The 20,839-nt window shown below is 60.3% G+C and carries 15 protein-coding genes and 1 pseudogene; 10 read left to right on the forward strand and 6 right to left on the reverse strand.

Features of this window, described 5'->3' with window-relative positions; all coding sequences use genetic code 11:
* Both FJ398_13715 and FJ398_13720 read right to left on the reverse strand, forming a co-directional pair.
* Positions 1-285, reverse strand: a 285-nt coding sequence (locus FJ398_13715; GenBank protein ID MBM3838996.1) for an SDR family NAD(P)-dependent oxidoreductase, incomplete at its 3' end; no start/stop codon positions are given.
* 5 nt (positions 286-290) lie between these two features.
* Positions 291-1,619, reverse strand: coding sequence for a hypothetical protein (locus FJ398_13720; protein MBM3838997.1), 1,329 nt, complete (start codon positions 1,617-1,619; stop codon positions 291-293).
* A gap of 150 nt (positions 1,620-1,769) precedes the next feature.
* Here FJ398_13720 and FJ398_13725 point away from each other — a divergent pair, with 150 nt between their 5' ends.
* The 7 genes and pseudogenes from FJ398_13725 to FJ398_13755 all read left to right on the forward strand — a co-directional run bounded on the left by FJ398_13725 (position 1,770) and on the right by FJ398_13755 (position 10,985).
* Positions 1,770-3,113, forward strand: coding sequence for a pyrrolo-quinoline quinone (locus FJ398_13725; protein MBM3838998.1), 1,344 nt, complete (start codon positions 1,770-1,772; stop codon positions 3,111-3,113).
* A 64-nt stretch (positions 3,114-3,177) separates the two neighbouring features.
* A complete protein-coding gene (locus FJ398_13730) occupies positions 3,178-3,840 on the forward strand; it encodes a hypothetical protein (GenBank protein ID MBM3838999.1) in 663 nt (220 codons plus the stop codon).
* Between the two features lie 213 nt (positions 3,841-4,053).
* On the forward strand, positions 4,054-4,935 hold the full coding sequence (locus FJ398_13735) for a TIM barrel protein (GenBank protein MBM3839000.1): 882 nt from the start codon (positions 4,054-4,056) through the stop codon (positions 4,933-4,935).
* 53 nt (positions 4,936-4,988) lie between these two features.
* Positions 4,989-5,984 (forward strand): VWA domain-containing protein, encoded by a 996-nt coding sequence (locus FJ398_13740; GenBank protein MBM3839001.1) that lies wholly within the window; start codon positions 4,989-4,991, stop codon positions 5,982-5,984.
* Positions 5,981-7,018 (forward strand): annotated as a pseudogene (locus tag FJ398_13745) (VWA domain-containing protein). The gene FJ398_13740 and the pseudogene FJ398_13745 overlap by 4 nt, the downstream one beginning before the upstream one ends.
* 926 nt (positions 7,019-7,944) lie before the next feature.
* On the forward strand, positions 7,945-9,822 hold the full coding sequence (locus tag FJ398_13750) for a protein BatD (GenBank protein MBM3839002.1): 1,878 nt from the start codon (positions 7,945-7,947) through the stop codon (positions 9,820-9,822).
* Between the two features lie 95 nt (positions 9,823-9,917).
* Positions 9,918-10,985, forward strand: a complete 1,068-nt coding sequence (locus FJ398_13755) for a tetratricopeptide repeat protein (protein MBM3839003.1) — start codon at positions 9,918-9,920, stop codon at positions 10,983-10,985.
* Positions 10,986-11,348: 363 nt separating this feature from the next.
* Here the strand turns inward: FJ398_13755 and FJ398_13760 are convergent, their stop codons facing one another.
* The 4 genes from FJ398_13760 to FJ398_13775 all read right to left on the reverse strand — a co-directional run bounded on the left by FJ398_13760 (position 11,349) and on the right by FJ398_13775 (position 18,184).
* Complete coding sequence (locus FJ398_13760; GenBank protein MBM3839004.1) at positions 11,349-15,056, reverse strand: hypothetical protein; 3,708 nt, start codon at positions 15,054-15,056, stop codon at positions 11,349-11,351.
* Complete coding sequence (locus FJ398_13765; GenBank protein ID MBM3839005.1) at positions 15,057-15,488, reverse strand: hypothetical protein; 432 nt, start codon at positions 15,486-15,488, stop codon at positions 15,057-15,059. It lies immediately after the preceding gene.
* 590 nt (positions 15,489-16,078) lie between these two features.
* Positions 16,079-17,602: a TolC family protein gene (locus FJ398_13770; GenBank protein ID MBM3839006.1), complete on the reverse strand. Its 1,524-nt coding sequence runs from the start codon at positions 17,600-17,602 to the stop codon at positions 16,079-16,081.
* A 192-nt stretch (positions 17,603-17,794) separates the two neighbouring features.
* A complete protein-coding gene (locus tag FJ398_13775) occupies positions 17,795-18,184 on the reverse strand; it encodes a hypothetical protein (protein MBM3839007.1) in 390 nt (129 codons plus the stop codon).
* A gap of 311 nt (positions 18,185-18,495) precedes the next feature.
* On the opposite strand from FJ398_13775, the gene FJ398_13780 reads away from it, so the two are divergent.
* The 3 genes from FJ398_13780 to FJ398_13790 all read left to right on the forward strand — a co-directional run bounded on the left by FJ398_13780 (position 18,496) and on the right by FJ398_13790 (position 20,826).
* Positions 18,496-18,885 (forward strand): DUF423 domain-containing protein, encoded by a 390-nt coding sequence (locus FJ398_13780; GenBank protein ID MBM3839008.1) that lies wholly within the window; start codon positions 18,496-18,498, stop codon positions 18,883-18,885.
* A 198-nt stretch (positions 18,886-19,083) separates the two neighbouring features.
* Positions 19,084-19,440, forward strand: a complete 357-nt coding sequence (locus tag FJ398_13785) for a response regulator transcription factor (GenBank protein ID MBM3839009.1) — start codon at positions 19,084-19,086, stop codon at positions 19,438-19,440.
* A gap of 129 nt (positions 19,441-19,569) precedes the next feature.
* A complete protein-coding gene (locus tag FJ398_13790) occupies positions 19,570-20,826 on the forward strand; it encodes a hypothetical protein (GenBank protein ID MBM3839010.1) in 1,257 nt (418 codons plus the stop codon).
* The last annotated feature ends 13 nt before the right edge of the window (positions 20,827-20,839 follow it).

Consider the following 20,839-nt stretch of genomic DNA (forward strand, 5'->3'; position numbering starts at 1 on the left):
GAATTTTGCCTGGGGCTGCGTTGCTCCTCGGTCACAGCCCCACTGGCGGGGGATGCTCGCTCGTCGCGCCTTGCCCCAGGCCAAATTGGGCGCAACGAACGTGAGCGTATTTACGAAACGGACCACTAAGCTTCGCTCCAGCGCACGGCCCGCCCTGGCGTCGAGATCGCAAAAGAAAACTCTCGATCCTTGTTGATGGAACGCCCGCACCATGGCGGCGCCGATGCCGTTGGCGCCGCCGGTGACCAGCACATTCTGGTTTTTAAGGTCGGGATAGCTGATCACGGATGCTATTTCGTTTTTCTGCGATCTTCGACCTGTGTTTTCGTTTTGATGATATTATTTTCCAACTGAACGTCCCCCGCCAGCTCCTCAATCCGGATACCAACGGTTTGTTTTTGGGCGTCGCCTGAACGGGTGTCTCGAATCGTGTTGTTCCTGAAAACCAGGCCCCTGGTTTCTCCGCGAACACGGATGCCCGCGGCCTCCTCGCCCGTGCCGTTGTCCTCGATCAAATTGTTTTCCAGCCGGTTGCGATGCCCGGCCATGCCCAGGCTTTCGTTGCGGAAGAACACCCCGTCCTGCCGATTGGCGCGAACGTGGTTTTCGCGGAGAAGATTGTCGGTATCCTTGTGCCCGATCGAAATGCCGAACCGCCCGTTGTTCTCCAGCAAATTCTTCTCAAAAACGCCGTGCCGGACCCGCCAGCAGAGGAACAAACCATCCTCGCCGTTCCGCCGCGCGACGCAGTTCCGGACCGTGGGCCGCTGCGAACCGCTGCCGGGATGAATGCCGAGCGAAGCGTTGTCTTCGCTGGTGCAGCCCAGCACCTGCACGTCGTTGGACTGCTGGAAACTGATCCCGTCGCCATTGTAATTTCGGACCACGCAATTCTGGATCACAGTGCCAAAGCCTCGATAGAGAAAGATGCCGGCGCCGCGACAGCCGTTCAGGTGCGGATTCTCGCTCTTGTTGCCGTCGATCACCAGGTTTTCCACGCGCGCGCCTTCAATGTGATAGCCGCTGACGACGGGAAACACGATGGCAGCCACCGCCTTGTCGCTGACCATGCAGTCGGCATTCAACGGAGTATCGATGCTGAACGTGTTTCCATCGCGGCCCGTGATGCGAGCGACGGTGGTATGGAACCCGCCTGAATTCTTGTCCCGGATGGTCACTCCGACACCGACCTCAAAACCCCCGGCATCCTCGACGGTGATCTGTTCTTCGCCGTAATCGCCATCCAGGGCGAGCGGGGAAGCGGCTCCCTTGGCTTTGCGCAAGATGGTCTTGCCCGGAACACCCCGGACCGTCACGAACGAACGCAGGTGCAGCGAATCGCGCATGAGATACTCGCCTTCGCCGATCTCGACCGTCCCGCCGCCGAGCGCGCCGATGTAATCCACGGCGGCCTGCAAGGCGCGGTTGTCGGCGCCAATGATGTCGGCGCTCCGTTGCCCGACGGCAATGCGGGGGCGATCGCGCATCTTCGAGTGCATGGCTTTGGGAAGCTGCTGCTCATCGACTTTCGGCGAGAAATCTCTGGGCCTATCCGAGGCGGTGACCGGTGTGAGAGCGGCAAACAAGATCAGGAGCATGGGGGACACTGTAGGTTTCATAAGTCGCAGGATGTTTACTGGCGCGTGACGGCGTTTGGCAACTCTGTCCGCGTGGCACACGCTCAAATGGTTAACACATTCTGACCCGATCAGCCACTTAAAGGTGAATCAGCGTTGAGTCTTTTCTGCGACGCTTTACCATCTCGCGCCATGCGAAATGACTCTCCCCTTGTTGCCCTGGCGATCCTCGTCTTTGGCGTCTTGTCCTGGAATGTCCCGACCGCGGCCGAGGATTGGCCGCAATGGCTGGGGCCACAACGCGACGGCGTCTGGCGCGAAACCGGGATCCTGGAAAAATTCCCGCCGAACGGCCCCGAGGTTCGCTGGCGGGTGAAAGTCGGCGGCGGTTACAGCGGACCCGCCGTCGCAAACGGACGCGTTTATCTGACGGATCGACAGCTTGCCACGGGCGCGAGAAATCCGGCTGATCCCTTCCAGCGCGGACAAATCCCCGGCGCCGAGCGCGTGCTTTGCCTCGACGAAGCCAGCGGAAAAATCCTTTGGCAACACGAATACGATTGCCCCTACACGATGAGCTATCCCGCCGGCCCTCGCGCCACGCCGCTGGTCAGCGGGGGAAAGGTTTACACTCTCGGCGCGGAAGGCAATCTGTTCTGCTTCGAGGCCGCGACTGGCAAAGTCATTTGGTCGCGCGATTTCAAAAAGGACTACGGCGTCGCGACGCCGTTGTGGGGTTTCGCCGGTCACCCTCTGCTGGACGGAAATAAACTGGTTTGCCTGGCGGGCGGAGACGGCAGCGTCGCCGTGGCATTCGACAAAGACAGCGGCCAGGAAATCTGGCGCGCGCTCAAGGCGAAGGAACCGGGCTATTGTCCGCCGATGATTTATGAGTTCAACGGCCGGCGCGAACTGATCCTCTGGCACCCGGAATCAATCAATGCCCTCAACCCGGAAACGGGCCAGGCGCTGTGGACGGAGCCGTTCAGCGTCCGTTCCGGGCTTTCCGTCCCGACGCCGCGCCAGTACGGAGATCGGCTTTTCATCACGGCGTTTTACAATGGCGCTAAAATGCTCCGGGTCGGTTCTGGCAAACCGGAGACGCTCTGGCAAAGCAAGAAAGTCAGCGAAAAAGACACGGACACGCTGCATAGCATCATGCCCACGCCGTTTCTGGAGAACGGTTACATCTATGGCGTGTGCAGCTACGGGCAATTGCGCTGTTTGAAAATCGAAACCGGCGAGCGAGTGTGGGAGACGCTTCAGGCCACGACGCCCGATGGCAAAGAAGCCCGCTGGGCCAATGCGTTTCTGATCAAGAACGGCGATCGATTTTTCGTCGCGAACGAGAAAGGCGACCTGATCATCGCGAAGCTCAGTCCGGCCGGTTACCAGGAAATCAGCCGGACGCATTTGCTGGAACCCACCAACACGGCCGGCGGCCGCGCGGTGGTCTGGTCTCACCCGGCGTTTGCCAATCGCCATGTGTATGCGCGGAACGATCAGGAAATCGTTTGCGCGTCGCTGGCGCGTTGAAGTGAGCACGAGCTTGACTCCTGCGCCGTTTTCTCGGACGCTTGCCTTCCGCTGAAGTTCAAGCGTGGCGTTGCGCTGGCGCCTCTCCATCCTCGGGACCAAAGCGGCCGGCAAAGGGACCCAGATCCGGCGGTTGGTGGACAATTTCAACCTCGTTTACTTTTCTCCCGGCGAGATGTTCCGCCAGGCGGCGAAGAAGAACACGCAGCTTGGCCTCATTGCGCAACGAGCGTTCGTGCGCGGCGACCTGGTGGCCGACGACATTGTCAATGCCCTGGTGGAAGAATGGCTTTGGACCACGACGCCGAATCAGAGCATCGTTTTCGATGGCTTTCCCCGGACGCTGCCGCAAGCGGAGTTTCTCGCCGCGGCCTTCGCGGACATGAAACGCGAACTCGATGCGGTCATTTATCTGGAGGTCACGGACCAGACGGTGGTCGATCGGCTGGTGGGCCGGCGGTTCTGCCGCATTTGCCGGGACGAGTTTCACCTGGATTCGGCTCCGTTTCAGGCGTGTCCCTATGGAAAGTGCGAAGGCCAATACCTCCGCCCTTTCGAGGAAGACAAGCCGGAATCAGTCCAATCCTTGATTGCCGCCTTCAAAGGCGGAATCCGGGCGCTGCTGAACTTTTACAGAAAGCGCCGCAAGCTGATTCGCGTGGATGGAGAGGGAACGGCGGACGAGGTCCACGCGCGTCTGGTGAAGAAAATCTTGCCGTTTCGGTGACGGTTTGCCTTCGGCCACCGGTAGGGAGGAGCTGCCGCTCCGCCGTGGCCGCCGTGGCAGTTAACGACGGTGGAGCGCCGCTCCTGAGCGCTTCTCTTCGATGGCATTGGCTCGGCGGGAGCCTCGCCCCACCTTAAGACAGGATTCCCCGTTTGACGCTCCCAGGGTTTTGGGATTTAGTTTGCTCGTTACCCAAAAAGAAAGGGACAAACCATGAAGAAAAAGATTTCCCGCCGCTCGGCGATTCGCACCGTGGCCGGCACGGCCGCTTTGGCCGGCACCGTGAGGTTCTCAGCTTCATCCGCGTTGGCAGCTGAAGAAGTGAAGTCCAGCCCGAAGGGCCGCGTCAATCATTCGGTCTGCCGCTGGTGTTACAGCAAGATTCCGCTGGAGGATCTCTGCAAAGCTTCCAAGGAAATGGGGCTGGTGTCGGTCGAACTGGTCACCGTGGCCGATTTCCCGACTTTGCAGAAATACGGACTGATGTGCGCCATGGTCAGCGGCGTGCCGGGCGGAATTGAGAACGGGCTGAACGACATCAAGAACCACGACAAGATCGTGGCCTTCTTCGAGGAGACAGCGCCCCGGGTGGCCAAAGCCGGTTTTCAGAACATTATTTGTTTTTCCGGAAATCGCCGCGGGATGAGCGATGAAGAAGGATTGAAGAACTGCGCCCTCGGATTGAAACGCATCGTCCCCATTGCCGAGAAGCACAACGTCACCGCGGTCATGGAGCTTCTCAACAGCAAGGTGAACCATCGGGACTACATGTGCGATCACACGCCGTGGGGCGTTGAACTCTGCAAACAGGTCGGCTCGGAGCGGTTCAAGCTCCTCTACGATATCTATCACATGCAGATCATGGAAGGCGACGTGATTGCCACGATCAAGAAATACAGCCAGTACATCGCGCACTACCACACCGGCGGCGTCCCGGGCCGGGCGGAGATCGATGACACGCAAGAGCTGTATTATCCGGCGATCATGAAGGCCATCGTCGCGACGGGTTTCAAAGGCCACGTGGCCCAGGAATTCGTGCCGAAACGCGATCCGCTGACTTCCTTGAAGCAAGGCGTGATGATTTGCGACGTGTAGCGCGCGAGGAATCTCGTGATCCACGGTGTGGCCCGGCGTAGCGCAGACTTCCAGTGACCTTCGCCTACCCATACGTCCTGGGCTTGCTCGCGCTGTTGCCGGTGCTGGCGTGGCTGAAGGGCAAACACGGCCAGGAGGCGGCGTTTCTCTATTCCTCCGTCCAGTTGGTTCGCGGGATCATGGGATTGACCCGGTCCAGCGTGGGAAAAATTCTGCTGAAGTTGCGCTGGCTCGCGCTGGCTCTGTTCATCGTGGCTCTGGCCAGGCCTCAAATCGGTGAGGGCGAAACACGGGTCACGGCGAGCGGCATCGACATCGTCGTGGCGATCGATCTTTCCGGCAGCATGGCCGCCGAAGATTTCCAAATCAAAGGCGAGCGGGTCAATCGGCTGGATATCGCCAAGAACGTTCTGGAGAAGTTTATCGCCAAACGGCCCAGCGACCGGATCGGGCTGGTCGCTTTTGCCGGACGCGCCTACATCGCCGCTCCGCCGACCTTGGACCACGATTTCCTGCTCCAAAACCTTCAGCGCCTGAACCTGGGCACGATCGAAGACGGCACGGCCATCGGCTCCGGATTGAGCGCCGCGCTGAACCGATTGCGGGAATTGCCGTCCAAAAGTAGGATTGTGATTCTGATGACCGACGGGCAGAACAACGCCGGCAAAGTGCCGCCTCTCACGGCCGCCGAAGCCGCCGAGACTTTGGGCGTCAAAGTCTATACCATCGGAGTCGGCACGCGCGGCACGGCGCCGGTGCCGCGGACCGATGTCTTTGGCCGGAAGGTTTATGTTTCCGTGCCGGTGGACATTGACGAAGACACGCTGAAGGCTATCGCGCAGAAGACCGGCGGAAAGTATTTCCGGGCCGACAGCACGGAAGCGCTGCGCGACATTTACACGGAGATCGACCAGATGGAGAAAACCGAGATTCAGATCAAAAAATACCAACGCTACCAGGAATTGTTTCCGTGGGTCGTGTTGTCAGGGCTATCCATTCTCTTGCTTGAAGTGATTCTGGGCAACACGGTCTGGAGAAAGCTGCCATGATTTCCCTGCTCCGAGAATGGATCGAAAGCACCTTCGGCAATCCCAGGATGCTCGGGTTGGTGGTCGTCACCCTGCCGCTCTTGAGCCTTTTCCTTTGGTGGACCTGGCGAAAACGTCAGCGTCTCATCGCCCAGTTTGTCCAGTCGCGCTTGCTCGCCGACCTCACCGTCGGCATTTCCAAAGCGATTCAGAAGACGCGGCTGGCGTTGATCGTCGTCGCGGTCGGGCTGCTCCTGGTGACGCTGGCGCGTCCGCGGTGGGGTTTCGCCTGGGAAGAAGCCCGACAGCAAGGCCTGGACGTCGTGGTCGCGATCGATACTTCGCGGAGCATGCTGGCGGGGGATCTCGCGCCCAACCGGCTGGCCCGCGCGAAACTCGCGGCGTTTGATTTGATCCGCATGGCCAAAAGCGACCGGCTGGGTCTGGTGGCCTTTGCGGGCACAGCCTTTCTGCAATGCCCCTTGACCCTGGACGACGAAGCGTTCCGCCAAAGCGTCGAGGCGCTTCAAGTCGGCATCATTCCGCAGGGTGGGACGGCTTTGACCGAGGCCATCGAGACGGCGGCGAAGGCGTTCAGCGGCGAAGCGGACAACCATAAGGTGTTGCTCCTGCTCACGGACGGCGAGGACCACGACGGGGGTGCTGTGGAAGCCGCGCAGACAGCCGCCGAGCGCGGGCTGAGGATTTTTACGATCGGCGTCGGCACGCCCAACGGCGAATTGCTCCGCCAGCGCGACGAATCCGGCGCGCTCGCCACGATCAAGAACGAGCAAGGCAACGCGGTGATTTCACGATTGAATGAGACGCTTCTGACGCAGATCGCCACTGCCGCTCATGGCTTTTATCTGCCCATGAGCGGCGCCAACACCATGCAAGTGTTGTACGACAAGGGTCTCGCGCCGTTGCCCAAGAGCGAGCTGTCCAGCAAGCTCGTCAAACGGTACCACGAACGCTACCAGTGGTTCCTGGGACTGGCGATTGCGCTGCTGGTGCTGGAAATGTTCCTGCCCGAACGAAAGCGCATTCCGCGGCCGGAGGCTGCGCCGGCCCCGGCGCAAGGCGAGGAACTGCGACGAGTTGCGGCGGCGTTCCTGTTGTGTCTCCTTCCGTTGTCCGCGAGCGCTTCCTCCGCGCAGGCGCAGCGGAAATATCAGGCGGGCCAATACAAAGAGGCCGAGCGCGAGTACCAGCAACTCCTGCAAAAGAATCCGGACGATCCGCGCCTGCACTACAACGCGGGCACCGCCGCGTACCAGGCCGGCGATTTTGCGGAAGCCGCCAAACGGTTCAACTCGGCCTTGACCTCGCCCGACCTCGATCTGCAGCAGCGTTCCTACTACAACCTTGGCAACTCCCTTTTCCGCCTGGGCGAGTCCATCCCGGACCCCGCCAAAAAGACTCAAGCCTGGGAACAATCCGCCAAACAATACGAAGGCTCTTTGAAGCTGGATGCCGCTGATGCCGACGCGAAGTTTAATCTGGAGTTCGTGAAGAAGAAGCTGGAGGAACTCAAACAGCAGCAGCAGTCCCAACAACAAAAGAATTCGGACGACCCAAAAGACGATCAACAGGACAAAAACGAATCTCAACAGGATAAGAAAGATCAACAGTCCAAGGACGAGAAACACCAGGAGGATTCCGAGAAACCGGAGGAGAAACCTCAATCCCAGGAGCAGCCCAAGCCGAAGCCGGAGGACGAGAAAGAAAAGGGACAATCCCAAAATCAAAAGGAGAAAGACGAGCAAAACGCGTCTAAGGAGGAAAACAAAGGCAGTCCGGCTGCGGGCGACAAATCCGGCGAGAAATCCGCAGAAGCCGCGGCCGCAGCCAAAGGCCAGATGACGCCCGATCAAGTCAAACGCCTCCTCGACGCGGCCAAAAACGAGGAGAAAGCGATGCTCTTTATCCCGAAAGAACCCAAAGAGAAACGAACGAACCGGGATCGTGTTTTCAGGGATTGGTGATGATGGTGAAGACTTCCCATGAACCGTTCCTCCGGACTGCGGCCTTTAGGCCGCTTCAGCGCCCGACTCCGGAGCGTGCGCGAAAGCAGCCTGAACGCTGCGGTCCGCCCGGTCTCAGGTTCATGGGAAGCTGCTTTTGCCTGCTCTGGCTCCTGCTCACTCCTTTCGTGTGCGGTGCCGCGACGCAGTTCAACGCCTCACTCGATCGCAGCACCATTTCCGTCGGCGAAAGCGCCAACCTCTCGCTCGTCTTCCAGGGCGAAGGCCCAAGCCGTCCGCCCGCCGTCCCGGTCCCGGCCAACCTGGTCGTCACTTACGTCGGTCCGTCCAGTCAATTCACCATTATCAATGGCCAGACCAGTTCCACGATCACGCACATTTATCGAGTGACGGCGACGCAGCCGGGCGATTACGTGATCCCGGCTGTTCAGGTTCAGGTGGGCAATGCAACCGTTTCCAGCCAGCCGATTCGACTGAGAGTTTTGAAAGCCAGCGAAGGCCCGGTCGGTCCGGGCGGCACTCTCAAACCGGCGTTCGTGAAGATCATCACGCCGAAGACCAATGTGTTCGTCGGTGAAGTGCTCCCCGTGGAAATCCAGGTTTACGCGCTGAACCGGCACGAACTGAGCATGCCGCAACTCAAGACCGACGGCTTCACGCTCGGATCCATCACCCAACCCACACAGAGCCGCAGTCAGATCGACAATGCGGTTTACGAAGTCTTCACGTTCCGCGTCGCCGCCACACCGGTGAGAACCGGTGAACTGACACTGGGGCCGGCTGAGTGCAACCTGAGCCTGCGCTATCGTCGCGCGCGCGATCCAGCGGACCCTTTTGCCGATTTCTTTGGCGCCGGAATCGAGGTGCGGCCCTACACCGCCATCGGCCCGCCGCAAACGCTCCAGGCGCTGCCGCTGCCCGACGCGGGCCGGCCTGAGAATTTCACCGGCGCCGTCGGCCACTTCGAAATCGCCGCCCACGCCAGCCCGACCAACGCCGTCGTGGGCGACCCGATCACGATGCGCATCCAGATCGCGGGCCAGGGTGCGCTCGACACCCTCGCCTTGCCCGCCTTGAGCCAAGGGAGAGAATTCACGGTCTATCCGCCGACCAGCAAAGTCGAACCGACCGACCAACTCGGCTTGAGCGGCGTCAAATCCTTCGAGCAAGTAGTCGTGCCGCAGAATGCCGAGATCAAGGAATTGCCGGCGATCGCGTTCAGCTTTTTCGACCCGGACCAAAAAACCTATCGCACGATCCGGCACGCTCCCATTGCGGTCTCGATTCGGCCCAGCGCGGTTGGGCAGCCGCAGCCGACGGTCCTCGCCGGTTCGCAAACCCCGGAGCAACCCGCGCCCGCGCGCGACATCGTCCACATCAAACAGCATTTCGGCGCGGCGCTTGGCTTTCAGCCGCTCCTGATCCAGCAGCCGTGGTTTGTGGGATTGCAGGCCGCGCCGTTAGTTCTGTGGTTGCTGGCGTTGTTCTGGCGAAAGCGTCAGGAGAAACTGGCGAACAATCCGCGACTGCGCCGCCGCGCGCACGTGAGCCAGGTTGTTCGCAAAGGTTTGCAGGATTTGCGCCGCCTGGCTGCGGCGAACGAAACGGAAGAATTCTTCGCCACTGTCTTTCGTTTGCTCCAGGAACAACTTGGCGAAAAATTGGGGCTGCCCGCCACGGCGATTACGGAGGCGGTGGTCGATGAGCAACTGCGCCAGGACGGCGTGCCGGATGAACTGCTGGAGGAATTGCACGGTTTGTTCCTGGCCTGCAACGAGGCGCGTTACGCGCCGTCCAAATCCGTCCAGGAACTCCAATCGCTTATTCCCAAAGTGGAGGCGGCGCTCCGCGGTTTGCAGGCGCTGGAAGTTTGATGGCGAAAACCTTAAGCCGTAAAAGAACGCCGCAAGGCGCAGACGGCGCACAGGTCGTTAAAACGTTAAATGGGTTGAATCGTTAAATCGGTTAAATGGGCAGCATGTTGGCCGCGAGCCGGACAGACTTTCTACAAATGGTAACGAAGCCAACTACTGCTTGGTCCGCAGGATGGACGACAAAGCTCGTAGCGCAGAGTTGCACTCTGCCGTATCGGAGAATTGTATTCTGCGGGGCGTCTCCCAGTCCGAGCACGCTGGGACTTGCCGGCGTCCTGCCGATTGGAAATCGGCGATACAGCAGATTGAAAATCTGCGCTACGGTTCTCCGGTCGATCTGTCGTCAATCCCACGGTCTGCACAGTAAGGGTCCGTACTCTTCGTTGCCTTTTGTAAGAGGTTTTTTTCGGCTCGTCTGGGGGTCGCTGATCGGACTCTGGTTTTGCGCTCTCGCCCATGCCAGTGAAGCGCCGGGTTCGTTCGAGCAGGCCAACAAACTTTACGAGGAAAGCAAGTATCGGGAGGCGGCCAAAGCGTACCGCGCGCTCCTCCAGCAAGGCCGCGCGTCCACGGCTCTTCTCTTCAACCTGGGCAATTCGCTCTTCAAATCGGGGGAAGTCGGCCGCGCGATCATCTGCTACCGGCTCGCCGAACAACTTGCCCCGCGCGATCCCGACATCCGGGCCAACCTGCAGTTTGCGCGCGACAGCGTGGGCGCAGCGTCGCTGCGGAAGAGCGCCCTTCGCAGGTTCCTCGGTGTTCTGACTACGAACGAACTGACGGTCGTGGCCGCCGTCCTGGCCTGGGTTTGGTTCGGTTTGCTCACCTTGAAGGAGTTGCGCCCGGCTTTGGGCCTGTCCCTGAGCGTCTATACGAAGGCCGCCGGCGTCTGCTTCGTGTTGTTCGGATTCTGGTCCGCCGCGGTGCTCAACGCCCAAATCCGGGATGTGCCGTCCGTCGTGGTCGCGAATGAGGCGGTCGTGCGCTACGGACCCTTTGACGAGTCGCAATCGGCTTTCACGCTCCGAAACGGCGCGGAGACTACGGTGCTGGACCGGAAGGACAACTGGCTCCAGGTGCAGGACGGGGCTAAACGCATCGGCTGGCTGCGCTCGAACCAAGTCGCCCCCGTGGTCCCGCAGAGCGCGCTGGAAGGATCGTAGTTCTGCGCGACGATGAGAATGGGAGCGCACGCGCCTCGCGTGCTGTGGTCGGCGCCCCCGCCGACCACACTTCTGCCCTCGAACCAGTCATCATCGGCAGACCTCAGAAAAACACAAGACTGACTCAGTACCGGGACCGCGGTCCAAATTCTCTGACCTCCCCGTTCTCTCCGTTGCCTTCTGTTCAGAAAACAGGAGGCAACAGAGGAAACGGAGAGGCCAAGCGGAATTCAGTTTCCACTTCTGGACTTGCAAAGCCTCGCTTTTGAGTGGGTTCTGATCAGATGCGTCGGGGGGACGCGTCCATTTCGACCGGCGAGGCGCCGCTCGAAACACGCGAGGCGCGTGTGCTCCCCAATGGTCCTACGGCAGTGCGGGCACGACGAGCCGGTAGTACCTCGCGCTCTGCCCGGCCGATCCTGGGTCCGCGACTTCGACGCGGCGCACGGCCATTTGCGGCGGCACGTCTGCCAGCTTCGACCACGCCCCCTTCTCCGTCGCGTCGCGAAATTGGACAGTGTAAGGGACACCGGGCGCGGCCAAGAACCCGATGGTCGCCGCACCCAACGCGTTCCCTGAAAAATCCACCGTTTCGATCCGTAAATGGCTGCCGGCCTCGCGTGGATTCGTCCCGCTTTGGTACTCCTGAACGTTGGAGAATCCGTCGCCGTCCGCGTCCTGACTGGCATCCGCCGGGTTGTAGGGGTTCAGCCCGCTGGCCAATTCCCACGCGTCTGGCAGTCCATCGCCATCGGCGTCCGCGGTGTTTGATTTTCCCGGCGTCGGATTGGAGAAATGAGCGAGAGCCGGCGAACCATCAATGAGCGCGCCCTGGGAAACGCCCGCCGTTTGTGCGCCGTACATCACCGTGTGAATCGCCGTCCGGTCCGCAGCATAGAGGCCCAGCGCGCCGCCTTGAGCACTCAAACGAAAGTCCGCATGATGCCCGCCTTTGGCTCCCTCCCCGTCGGCGACGATTTTCAAGAATCCACGCGGCGCGATGTAGGATCGCGGGCGGAGCGGGGATTTCACCGGATCGCTCAGGGCATCGGTCAAGTAGCACCCATCAAGCGCGACGGGCAAATCTTCCGGGTTGTAGAGTTCAAACCAGTCATCGCCGCCGTTCGGGTTGGCCATCCATTCGTTGAAGCGAACGCGATTCGGCAAACCGAGCGGACGCGTTTGGTTCGCCGCCTGCGGGGTCGGCACGTTCAAACTCCAGAAGTCCGAGCCGTCCGGAGCGCGGCCAATCGACAAGTCCGGAAGCTGCACGCCGAAGCGGACGACGTCCTTCAACTCGGCTCGGCCTTCCGTTGTGGCGTAGAGCGCGACGCTCTCGCCATTGGCATCCAGCGCAAAACCCGTGTGAAGCCCCGGCGCGTTCGTCGCGTGATCGCACCAGACGACCAGATAACTGCGGGCCGGGATGAACGCGTTGGCCGGGAACGAGAACTTCGAGGGCGCCAACAGATCATCCGTCAGACTCAGGCCATTCAAGCTCCGCGGCGTGTCGGTCGGATTATAGAGTTCGATCCAATCCGGGTACTTGCCGTCGTTGACGAGGGCCGTTTGGTTGTCAGCCATGATTTCGCTCAGGACAATATCCGTTGGGAGTCTGGGCGCCATGCGGACCGTGAAGGAGGTTTCACTGGATTCGAGCGAGGGATGGCCGTTGGTGTCCGTGTGCGCGCACTTCCAGAAATAAGTCTCGTCCAATTCGAGCAATTCCGGCGGAACACGCGCCGAAGCCAGGCCGTTCGTGGTGACCAGCCGGAAGACCGGATTGTAGTAGCTGCCCCGGGCGGAGCGCACGATCCAGGTTGTGGAGAAATGGCCGGACACGGGATTGGTGGAGTATTTGTAGGCCGAAGATTCCAGGATCACGAAAGGCGAGACGGACGCGCCCGGAGCGGGCGCCAGATTGACCGGCTTGAGCGGCCTTTCAAAAACCCCCAGGCCAAGCTGCGTGTTCACGGAACGGAACCGGTTCGAGGACCACGAGCGAATGGACGAGTGCAGCCGGAGCGCCGCGATGTTGTCCGGGTGCAACACGGTGTTGTTGAACAGCCACGCGCGCCGGCGGAATTCTTCCCGGAACACCCGGATGAAACTGTCTTTGAAATAATTCGGTCCGGCGTTGGGGGAGGCGGTGAAAATCGACGTGCTCGCTGATTGGCCGTTCATCAAGTTGTCGAAGTCCCACGGGAGCTGGGACCATTTGCCGTTGCGCTGCTGCCAGAGGAAATAGTTGTGAAAGACATCATCCCACGGAACCATCCAGTTGATCGTGCTCAAATAGGTCAGCTCGCGGTCCACGTCCCAGCATTTCTCGAAGTAAGCCCGGAGCGCGTTGGTGTTGACCGTGCTGACTGAGCCGCGCGCCGCCCACATTTTATCGATCATTTCCTTGAACTGCGTGTGGCCGCGCCAGCCGTGGTCCTGGAGGGCGAAGGTCCATTCGTAGCGCTGCAACGCGGTCCACCAGGGCGAGCGCGCCGCCAGTTGGCGCCCGTTGCCGTCGCCGTAAGGCCCTTCGGCGGTGCCCACGCACTTGTAAATCTCGCCGACCTCAAAGCCGATGGAACCGGGGCGCAAACGCTCCTGTTCCTCCTGAACGCGCTCCAGCATCCGGTCATCGTTCTCCTCCTGCTCCAGGCGCAGCAACCGCGCGCCGTTGTTCAGGTAAAGGTCCACCCAACGCGTGAGCGACGTCGGAATCCCTGCAGCCCGAAACAAAGCGTGGCCCGCCTCGGTCTGGTAATCTTTGTCTGTGACGAAAAAGGCGCTCTGATTGTTGAAAGGAGCGTATTTCGGGAATTTGAATTTGTAAGAGCGGCGGTTGACATCACGGCGGTAGCGGCTGCCGTGGTGCCGCATTTGAATATCCTGGACCATGCCGTCATGGACGAAGACCGCCGGCTCGGTCGCGTTCCACGATTGGCGCGGCCGGCCCGGAGGATCCGGCAAGGTGACGCGCCGCGGGTTCTGCGTGATGTTGGTCTGGAGCGTTCGCAAGCTTTTCGCGGAGATGAACACATCATAGACCGCGTTCGTGGAGTTGCGCGGCGGCGTCACAAAATAGGCGCGCCATTTGAAGGGATCATCCGCGCGCGGCAACACGATTTCATCGCCGTCGCCACGGTCGGCGCGAATCCGATACCGAACCAAACTGCGATCGGGCAACCCCGGCAAGTCCGCCGTGAACCACGTTGAATTCGCCTGTCCCACCGGCCACATCGAAACCAGCGCCGGCGTCTCGTTCGTGAGCTCGATGTTGTCCACGAAGTATTCGAGGCGAACGTTGGACAGCGCTGAGGACGAAAAAGCGCAATCGATCCGGACCGGCTGGCTGCGGCGGATCAAGCGCTGGCCATCCGCCGCTTGCGCGACGTGAAGCTGCACCACAACCGGTTTGAGATACGGCCCGGCCGCGTTGGGCTGGCCCGGACTGGGATTGCCGGGCAGCGGCGACGCGACCCAGTTGGCCGGATCATTCGAGGGCGCGCTGAAACTCACGCGTTCCAGGGATCGGCCGCGATACTGGTAATCGAGCGGATTGATCCCGGTCCATTCTTCGTCGGCGCCCAGCGCGTCGGCCGCCACGGGCCAGGGAAATTCCGCCGAGTAACTCACGGAATCCACGGTTTCGGCCTCGGCGTTCAGCAGGCGAATCGTCTCGCCCTGATTGCTGAGTTGTCCTGTGTACGGACCCAAAAGATCGCTTTCGCGAAGCGAGTACACGGCCACCGCGGCCAGGCGCGTCCTATCTTTGGCGACAACCAGGAATTGTCCGGGCTGAACGATCGAGAAGGGCGGGAAGGTAAACTCGATTCCACCCGCCAGTTTCCAGCCCGCCAGCGAGATCGGGTTCGCTCCCGGATTGTGCAACTCGACAAACTCATGCACCTCCTCGTAGAGATCCATCACGGGGGTTCCATCCGGGTTGAAGGCCGGCTCCTCCACCGGATGATACATGATCTCGCTGATGAAGACCTGGGCGCGACCAGCATTCGAGAGCGCAATCGCGACAGCGAATGCCAGGCTGGTTGCGACTAGCCGGGCTGCGGACACTTACTTGCCTTCCCGCGTGTAAGCGTCGGCGGAGGGCTTTTGGCCGTCGTGGGCCTTGTCGAAATTCGCCGCGATCGTCCAGACGTTGTCCTCCAGCATATAGATGATATCGCGGTCGTCATCGACCGGGTCCAGTTGATCCGCGGACGTGCCGCCTTTGATGTTGAAGAATTTAATCGCGCTGAACGGGCCCAGCTTGGAGAGCTTGATGTCGCCTTCGGCATAGAGGTGGGTCTGCTTGTCTGCGCCGACGAGCCGGAACTTGAACTTGTCCTTCTTGATTTCCAGGACCTGGGTGAAGGTCAGCCCCTCACTGTTCGTTTTCTTGACGGACCATTTGCCCTCCAGTTTGCTCAGGTCGTCGGAGCGGAGGGAGAACGTGCCGCAGGCAACGAAAGCAGCCAGAATCAAAGCGCGCGAAATATGTTTCATAGTGCCGGGACTCTTGGTGTTTTCACGGCTCGATTCAAGTGCAAAGTCAGAACGTCGGAACGGAAGGTAACCTTCAGTTAAGGGTCTGTGCAAAAATAAATTCCGGTTTTGCTGGAGGCGATTTCACTTTCTGGCGAGGCACGACGAAGGAGCATAGCCAGGGCTCTGCGACTGAGGAGAAACGAAGCCAGAAAGCGAAATCGCCCCAGCCCTCCGGGGCGGGGCGGCGCCTGGCCGGCTGCGGCATTGCTCGTCGGTCACAGCCCCAAAACGGGGATGCTCCCTCCTCGCGCCTTGCATCCGGCCAGGCGGGGCTCCCGCCAAAACCGGAAGTTATTTTTGCATTCGTCTTGCAGCGGAATGTTCGACACAGCCACTGGAGTTCACCAAGATCATGTTTCGTCACGACACAGCCATGCTCCTGGCGATTTTGGCGCTCAACAATCGCCAGACCGAGGCTGATCACTTTGCCACCGAAGCGCTGAAGGAATGGGATGATCCACAGTTCCGGAAGGAACTGGACGAAGCCCGGAACGGTCAAGTGCCGCCCCCACCGCGCGATCCTGACTGATGATCAAAACCAAGTTGGTCTAACGCGGCGCGCCGGGCTGTGGGAGACTTTGCCCGGTGGCGCGATCCAGCCGCGCGCGCGTGACCGCATAATCGCGTAGGGCTTGAATGCGCGTCGCCCGGACCTCTGTTAGGGCGGTCTGCGCATTCAGCAGGTCGAGTTGCGTGCCGGTTCCGGCTTCGCTCCGCACCGTGGCCAGGCGCAACGCTTCTTCCGCTTGCTCCTGAACTTTCTTCTGCGATTCGAGCACTTCTTTGGCCTCCAAGAAATTCGAGTAAGCCGTGCGCACTTCGAGTTCGATGCGGCGCGTGGCGTCGTCCAGGTCAACCCGGGCGCGCTCGTGGAGCGCCGTAGCTTGCTGGACTTTGCCCTTGGTGAGGAAGCCATCGAAAAGCTCCCAGTTCAGTTGGACTCCGGCCGTCCATCCGGAGACCTCCTTGAAAAAATCATCGCCAAAACTCGAATTGCGAGCGCCGTACCCGCCAAAGAGCCCGATCGTGGGTTTGCGGACGCTCCTCGCCGTCATGATATTCTCTTTGCGGAGGCGCTCGGCCTTCTGCAGGGCGCCCAGTTCCGGACGTCGTTGCAGGGCCTGCGCGATGGCGGATGGCAAATCGGCCTCATAAGGCCCGGTCTCGAGCGAGTCGGTGAGCGTCATCGGGAGGTCCTCCCAGATCTCGGCCGGCACGCGGAAGCCGAGCAGATTCACGAGATTGTTCTTGGCGATGCGGTGGACGTTCCTGGCGCGGATGAGCCTGGGTTTGGCATTCGCGACTTCGACTTCGGCTCGGAGGACGTTGAAGCGCGGCACGGTCCCGGCGTCAAACCGGCGCGTGGCGTCTTCCAATTCCTTCCGGAGCAAAGCCAGGGACGCCTCTTGCACGACGATCTGCTGCGCCGCGAGCAGGATATCGTAGTAGGCCACGCGCACTTCGAGCAGGGTGTCCGCAACGACTCCCTGGTATTGCAGCAGCGCCTGTTCTTTGGTCAGCCGGGCGGTCCGAAGCGCCGAGCGAATGCGGCCGCCTTCGTAAATCGTTTGCTCGATGCGAATGACGCCACTCCATCGGTGGGCGCCTGGATTGATCGCGTCCGGCGGGAGTCCAGGCGCGGCGAAGGGGAATTTTTCCACGGCATCATCGAAGACGTAGCCGCTCGTGCCGCGAACCTTGGGAATAGCGACAGCGCGCGTCTGAACCACCACACCGTGGGCCGCCTCGAGGTCCGTTTTGCCTTTGAGAATCGCGCTGTTTTGTCGAAGGGCCAGATTCAGCGCGTCCTCCATCGCCAAAGGCCGCGACAGCCAAGTCGAGACGTCGGCCGTGTTCGTGGCAGCAATGGACGACACCTCCGAGCCCCTGGAGATCAAGGTGCCTGCCACCTCGAAAATCAACACCGCCTGCCAAATGACGCTGCTCGTTTTCATAAAGTTTGCCGTGCACCCAGCTTGGTCCCCGTTGCGGTAAGTCCGCTTGGGTTTGCGCGTCCTTCTATAGTTCTCGGCGGCGGCTGTCCAACGCAATCGCGCATCGACCGCCGGCATTTGAACTTTCGAGCAGCGTTGAAATGAGTGGGGCGAGACTTTCCATGAACAACGGCAGGGCTGCGTTGCCGCGCAGCCGGTTTTCAATCGATCGCAACTCAGAAAACAAACGCTCCGAACGACGCAGGGACTCGCCTTACCGGTTCATGGCTTGGGAGAAGTTCTCCAGAGGAACAGAATTTTGAGGACAACTTATGCCGCGACGGCAGCCGCCACGGCGCGGTCCATCGGTTTGAGAAAGTATTCCGGAAGGATGCGTTCGGCCATCATCAAGGGAAAGGCCGCGACGCAATAAAATGGCTCGAGCGTTTCCTGAAGCGTTCCGTGATAGCGCTCGGCCAGTTCCTCAGCCACGGTCTGGTTGTCTCGCCAGTCCATGAAGGTCCGCGAGGCTCGCACGATTCGGTTGGGCCGCTGGTGCGGGAGCGCGACCGGCGTCCGAGTGTGATCCGCAGCGACGGCTTGCAGCGCTCCGACGTCGCAAATGATCAGTTCCAATTGATCAGGGTCGCCAGGAGCTGCCGCGCCACTATCTGCGCCGCCACAGAGGGCCAAGACCGCGAGTTTCAGATTTGAGTTCATGTGTCGTGCGGTTCCCTCGGTCCAACCTAAAATGCCCAGGAAACCAGTCTAAGCATGGTCCTTCCGCTCATTTTTTTCAAGACACGGCGACTCGTCCAATTTTGGCGGCGCCTCACCAAAATAGAGTCGTGCAGGGTAGTGAAAGGAGCGCGGTAGGGCGAGTCCGTCCCGGCGAGCCGCTCCACGTGCTTGGAACACGTCCGATCGGCTCGCTGGGGACAGGCTCGCCCTACCGAGAGGTTCATAGGAAGAGTTGCGGCGTCAGGCGGAAAAGCTTGTGGTTAGCCGGCCACAGTTGCTACAAGCGCGGCATGAATCGAACCGCGCTGAACCGTGCGCTTGCAGAGAGAATTGCCGCCGTGCTGGGTTTGCTCGGGGTCGCGCTCGGGGCCTTCGGCGCGCACGGATTGTCGCAGACCCTGGCTCAATTCGGCACCGCGGAGATCTGGGAGAAGGCGGTCCTTTACCATTTCATTCATGCCCTCGCGATGTTTCTTCTGACGCAGCGCGCGCCGTTCCGAAAAGGGCCATGGGTTTGCTTCCTGATCGGGATCGTTCTGTTCAGCGGGAGTCTGTATGTTATGGCCGCGTCCAATGCGCGCTGGCTCGGCGCGGCGACGCCCTTCGGTGGAATCAGCTTCTTGAGCGGCTGGAGTTGGCTCGCCGTTTCAGGGAGTGCTGGTCACGGAGAAGACCGGTAACCTCGGACTAACCCCTCAGTCAACGACGGTGGAGCGACGCTCCTGCGGAGCTTCTCTCTTCGATCGTATTGGCTCGGCGGGAGCCTCTCCCACCTTAACGCCTTAACTGAGGGGTTACCCAGGGACCGGAAATTCCGCTTGCATTCTCGGAGTTAATTTCCAACTCTGACAGCAAGAAACGGCGCGCGGCACGAGCTTTTGCTTGTCGATGATCAGGAGATCAACCTGGCCGCCCTGGTGAATCTCCGCATGCGGGCTTCCGATGCGGCCAGTGTGACCAAAGCTCTGCTGGAGGCCGCGCCGAAGTCAAAAATAGTTGGCTTCAATGGCCCGGATGACCGGGCGGCGATTCTGGCGATGCTCCGCGCCGGGGCTTGCGGCTATCTCCACAGCGCGTGTTCTTCCTCCGAAATGTCCCGCGCCCTGGCGCCGGATTCGATCGCAGGCCGCACTTTCGAGGTGACCATCACAAGTGGAACGCCACCAGTTTTCGCTTCGCAAGGTTCGTATCGGTTTCTTCCCTCCGGAATCGACCAATCCTACGTTGTCATCTGAATTAGCGGCGACACCGCGAACAGCTTCGGCGTTTACAGTTACTCAAAAACAGGAGCGGCTTCTGCGACTCTCAGTTTCACTGATTCTTCAGTGGGGGTTGGTTTCAGTGCAGCGGTCACCTTCACTTCAGTGAACTCCGGTTCCCTCTTTATCAGCTCGCCGCTTCTCCCTGGAGTATCTCAGCGCGGAACATTTCTTATGTACGCGGGAAACGCACCACTATCCATCGCGGGAGGCTTGTTCGACGTTGTCATAACGAGTGGGACATTTCCATTTGCAGACCGCGGCAGTTTCAGATTGGAGGTCAGTGCGTCCGGCCCGGATTACACAATTTCTGGATTTTCGGGTGTATCGAATGGCCGCGGAACTTACACCTACACCCGAACTTCTCCGAGTACGGCGATCGTCAGACTCAACGATTCGGTTACAGGCATTAGTCAGGCGCAGTTGAGCTTCAGTTCCGACTCGGCAGGCACATACTTTGTGCTCTCGGTCGGTGCCGGTGCCTACCAGACCGGACTCTTCGCGCTCGTCAAACCGACGCCCCCCGCGATCATCGATCGACCACTCAGCAGGGTTGTCAACGCTGGTTCAACAGTCACATTCAGCATCAACGCCACAGGGACGGCTCTTGTCTATCAGTGGCGGAAGGACGGCAGCAATCTAGCAAATGGCGTCCGTCTGAGCGGGGCGACAAGTGCCAATCTGACGATAAATAACGTCCGGGCAGGCGACGCAGGGAGTTATTCAGTCGTTGTCAGCAACGCCGCAGGCTCGGTGACAAGCGCGGCGGCCACTCTGACCGTGGTCGTGCCGCCGAGCATAGTCATTCAACCGCAAAGCCAAACAGTGACAGCCGGAGCTTTCGCCTCCTTTGCGGTTTCAGCCAACGGCACTCCACCTCTCAGCTTCCAATGGCAACGAAATGGAGTGGCGATCCCAGGAGCTTTAAGTGCGACTTTGGTTTTGAACGGTGTCACGGCGTCTCAAGCGGGCTCGTACAGCGTCGTCGTCAGCAATGTCGCCGGCTCTGTCACGAGCCTTCCAGCACTACTGACGGTGAACAGTCCAGCCTCGCTGCCGGTCATCACGGTCCAGCCCCAAAGCACAAACGTCATGCTTGGGAGCGTCACCACTTTCACCGTGGCGGTCACAGGCACGCCTCCGCTAACTTTTCAGTGGAAGAAGAATTCCGCCAACATTTCGGGCGCGACTAGCGCCTCACTGACGTTGACTTATCAGTGGCACAAAAACGGAACGGACCTCGCAGGACAGACAGGGCCGTCATTGACTCTGCCGTCGGTGCGGTTAAGCGCCCGAGGCATGTCAGCGGACGGTCAAAAGCAGCCAGGGAGGGTCGAATCAAATGCAGCCACTTTGAGGTGACTGGATGCATTGC

It is taken from the genome of Verrucomicrobiota bacterium (assembly GCA_016871535.1).
Taxonomy (GTDB): Bacteria; Verrucomicrobiota; Verrucomicrobiia; order Limisphaerales; family SIBE01; genus VHCZ01.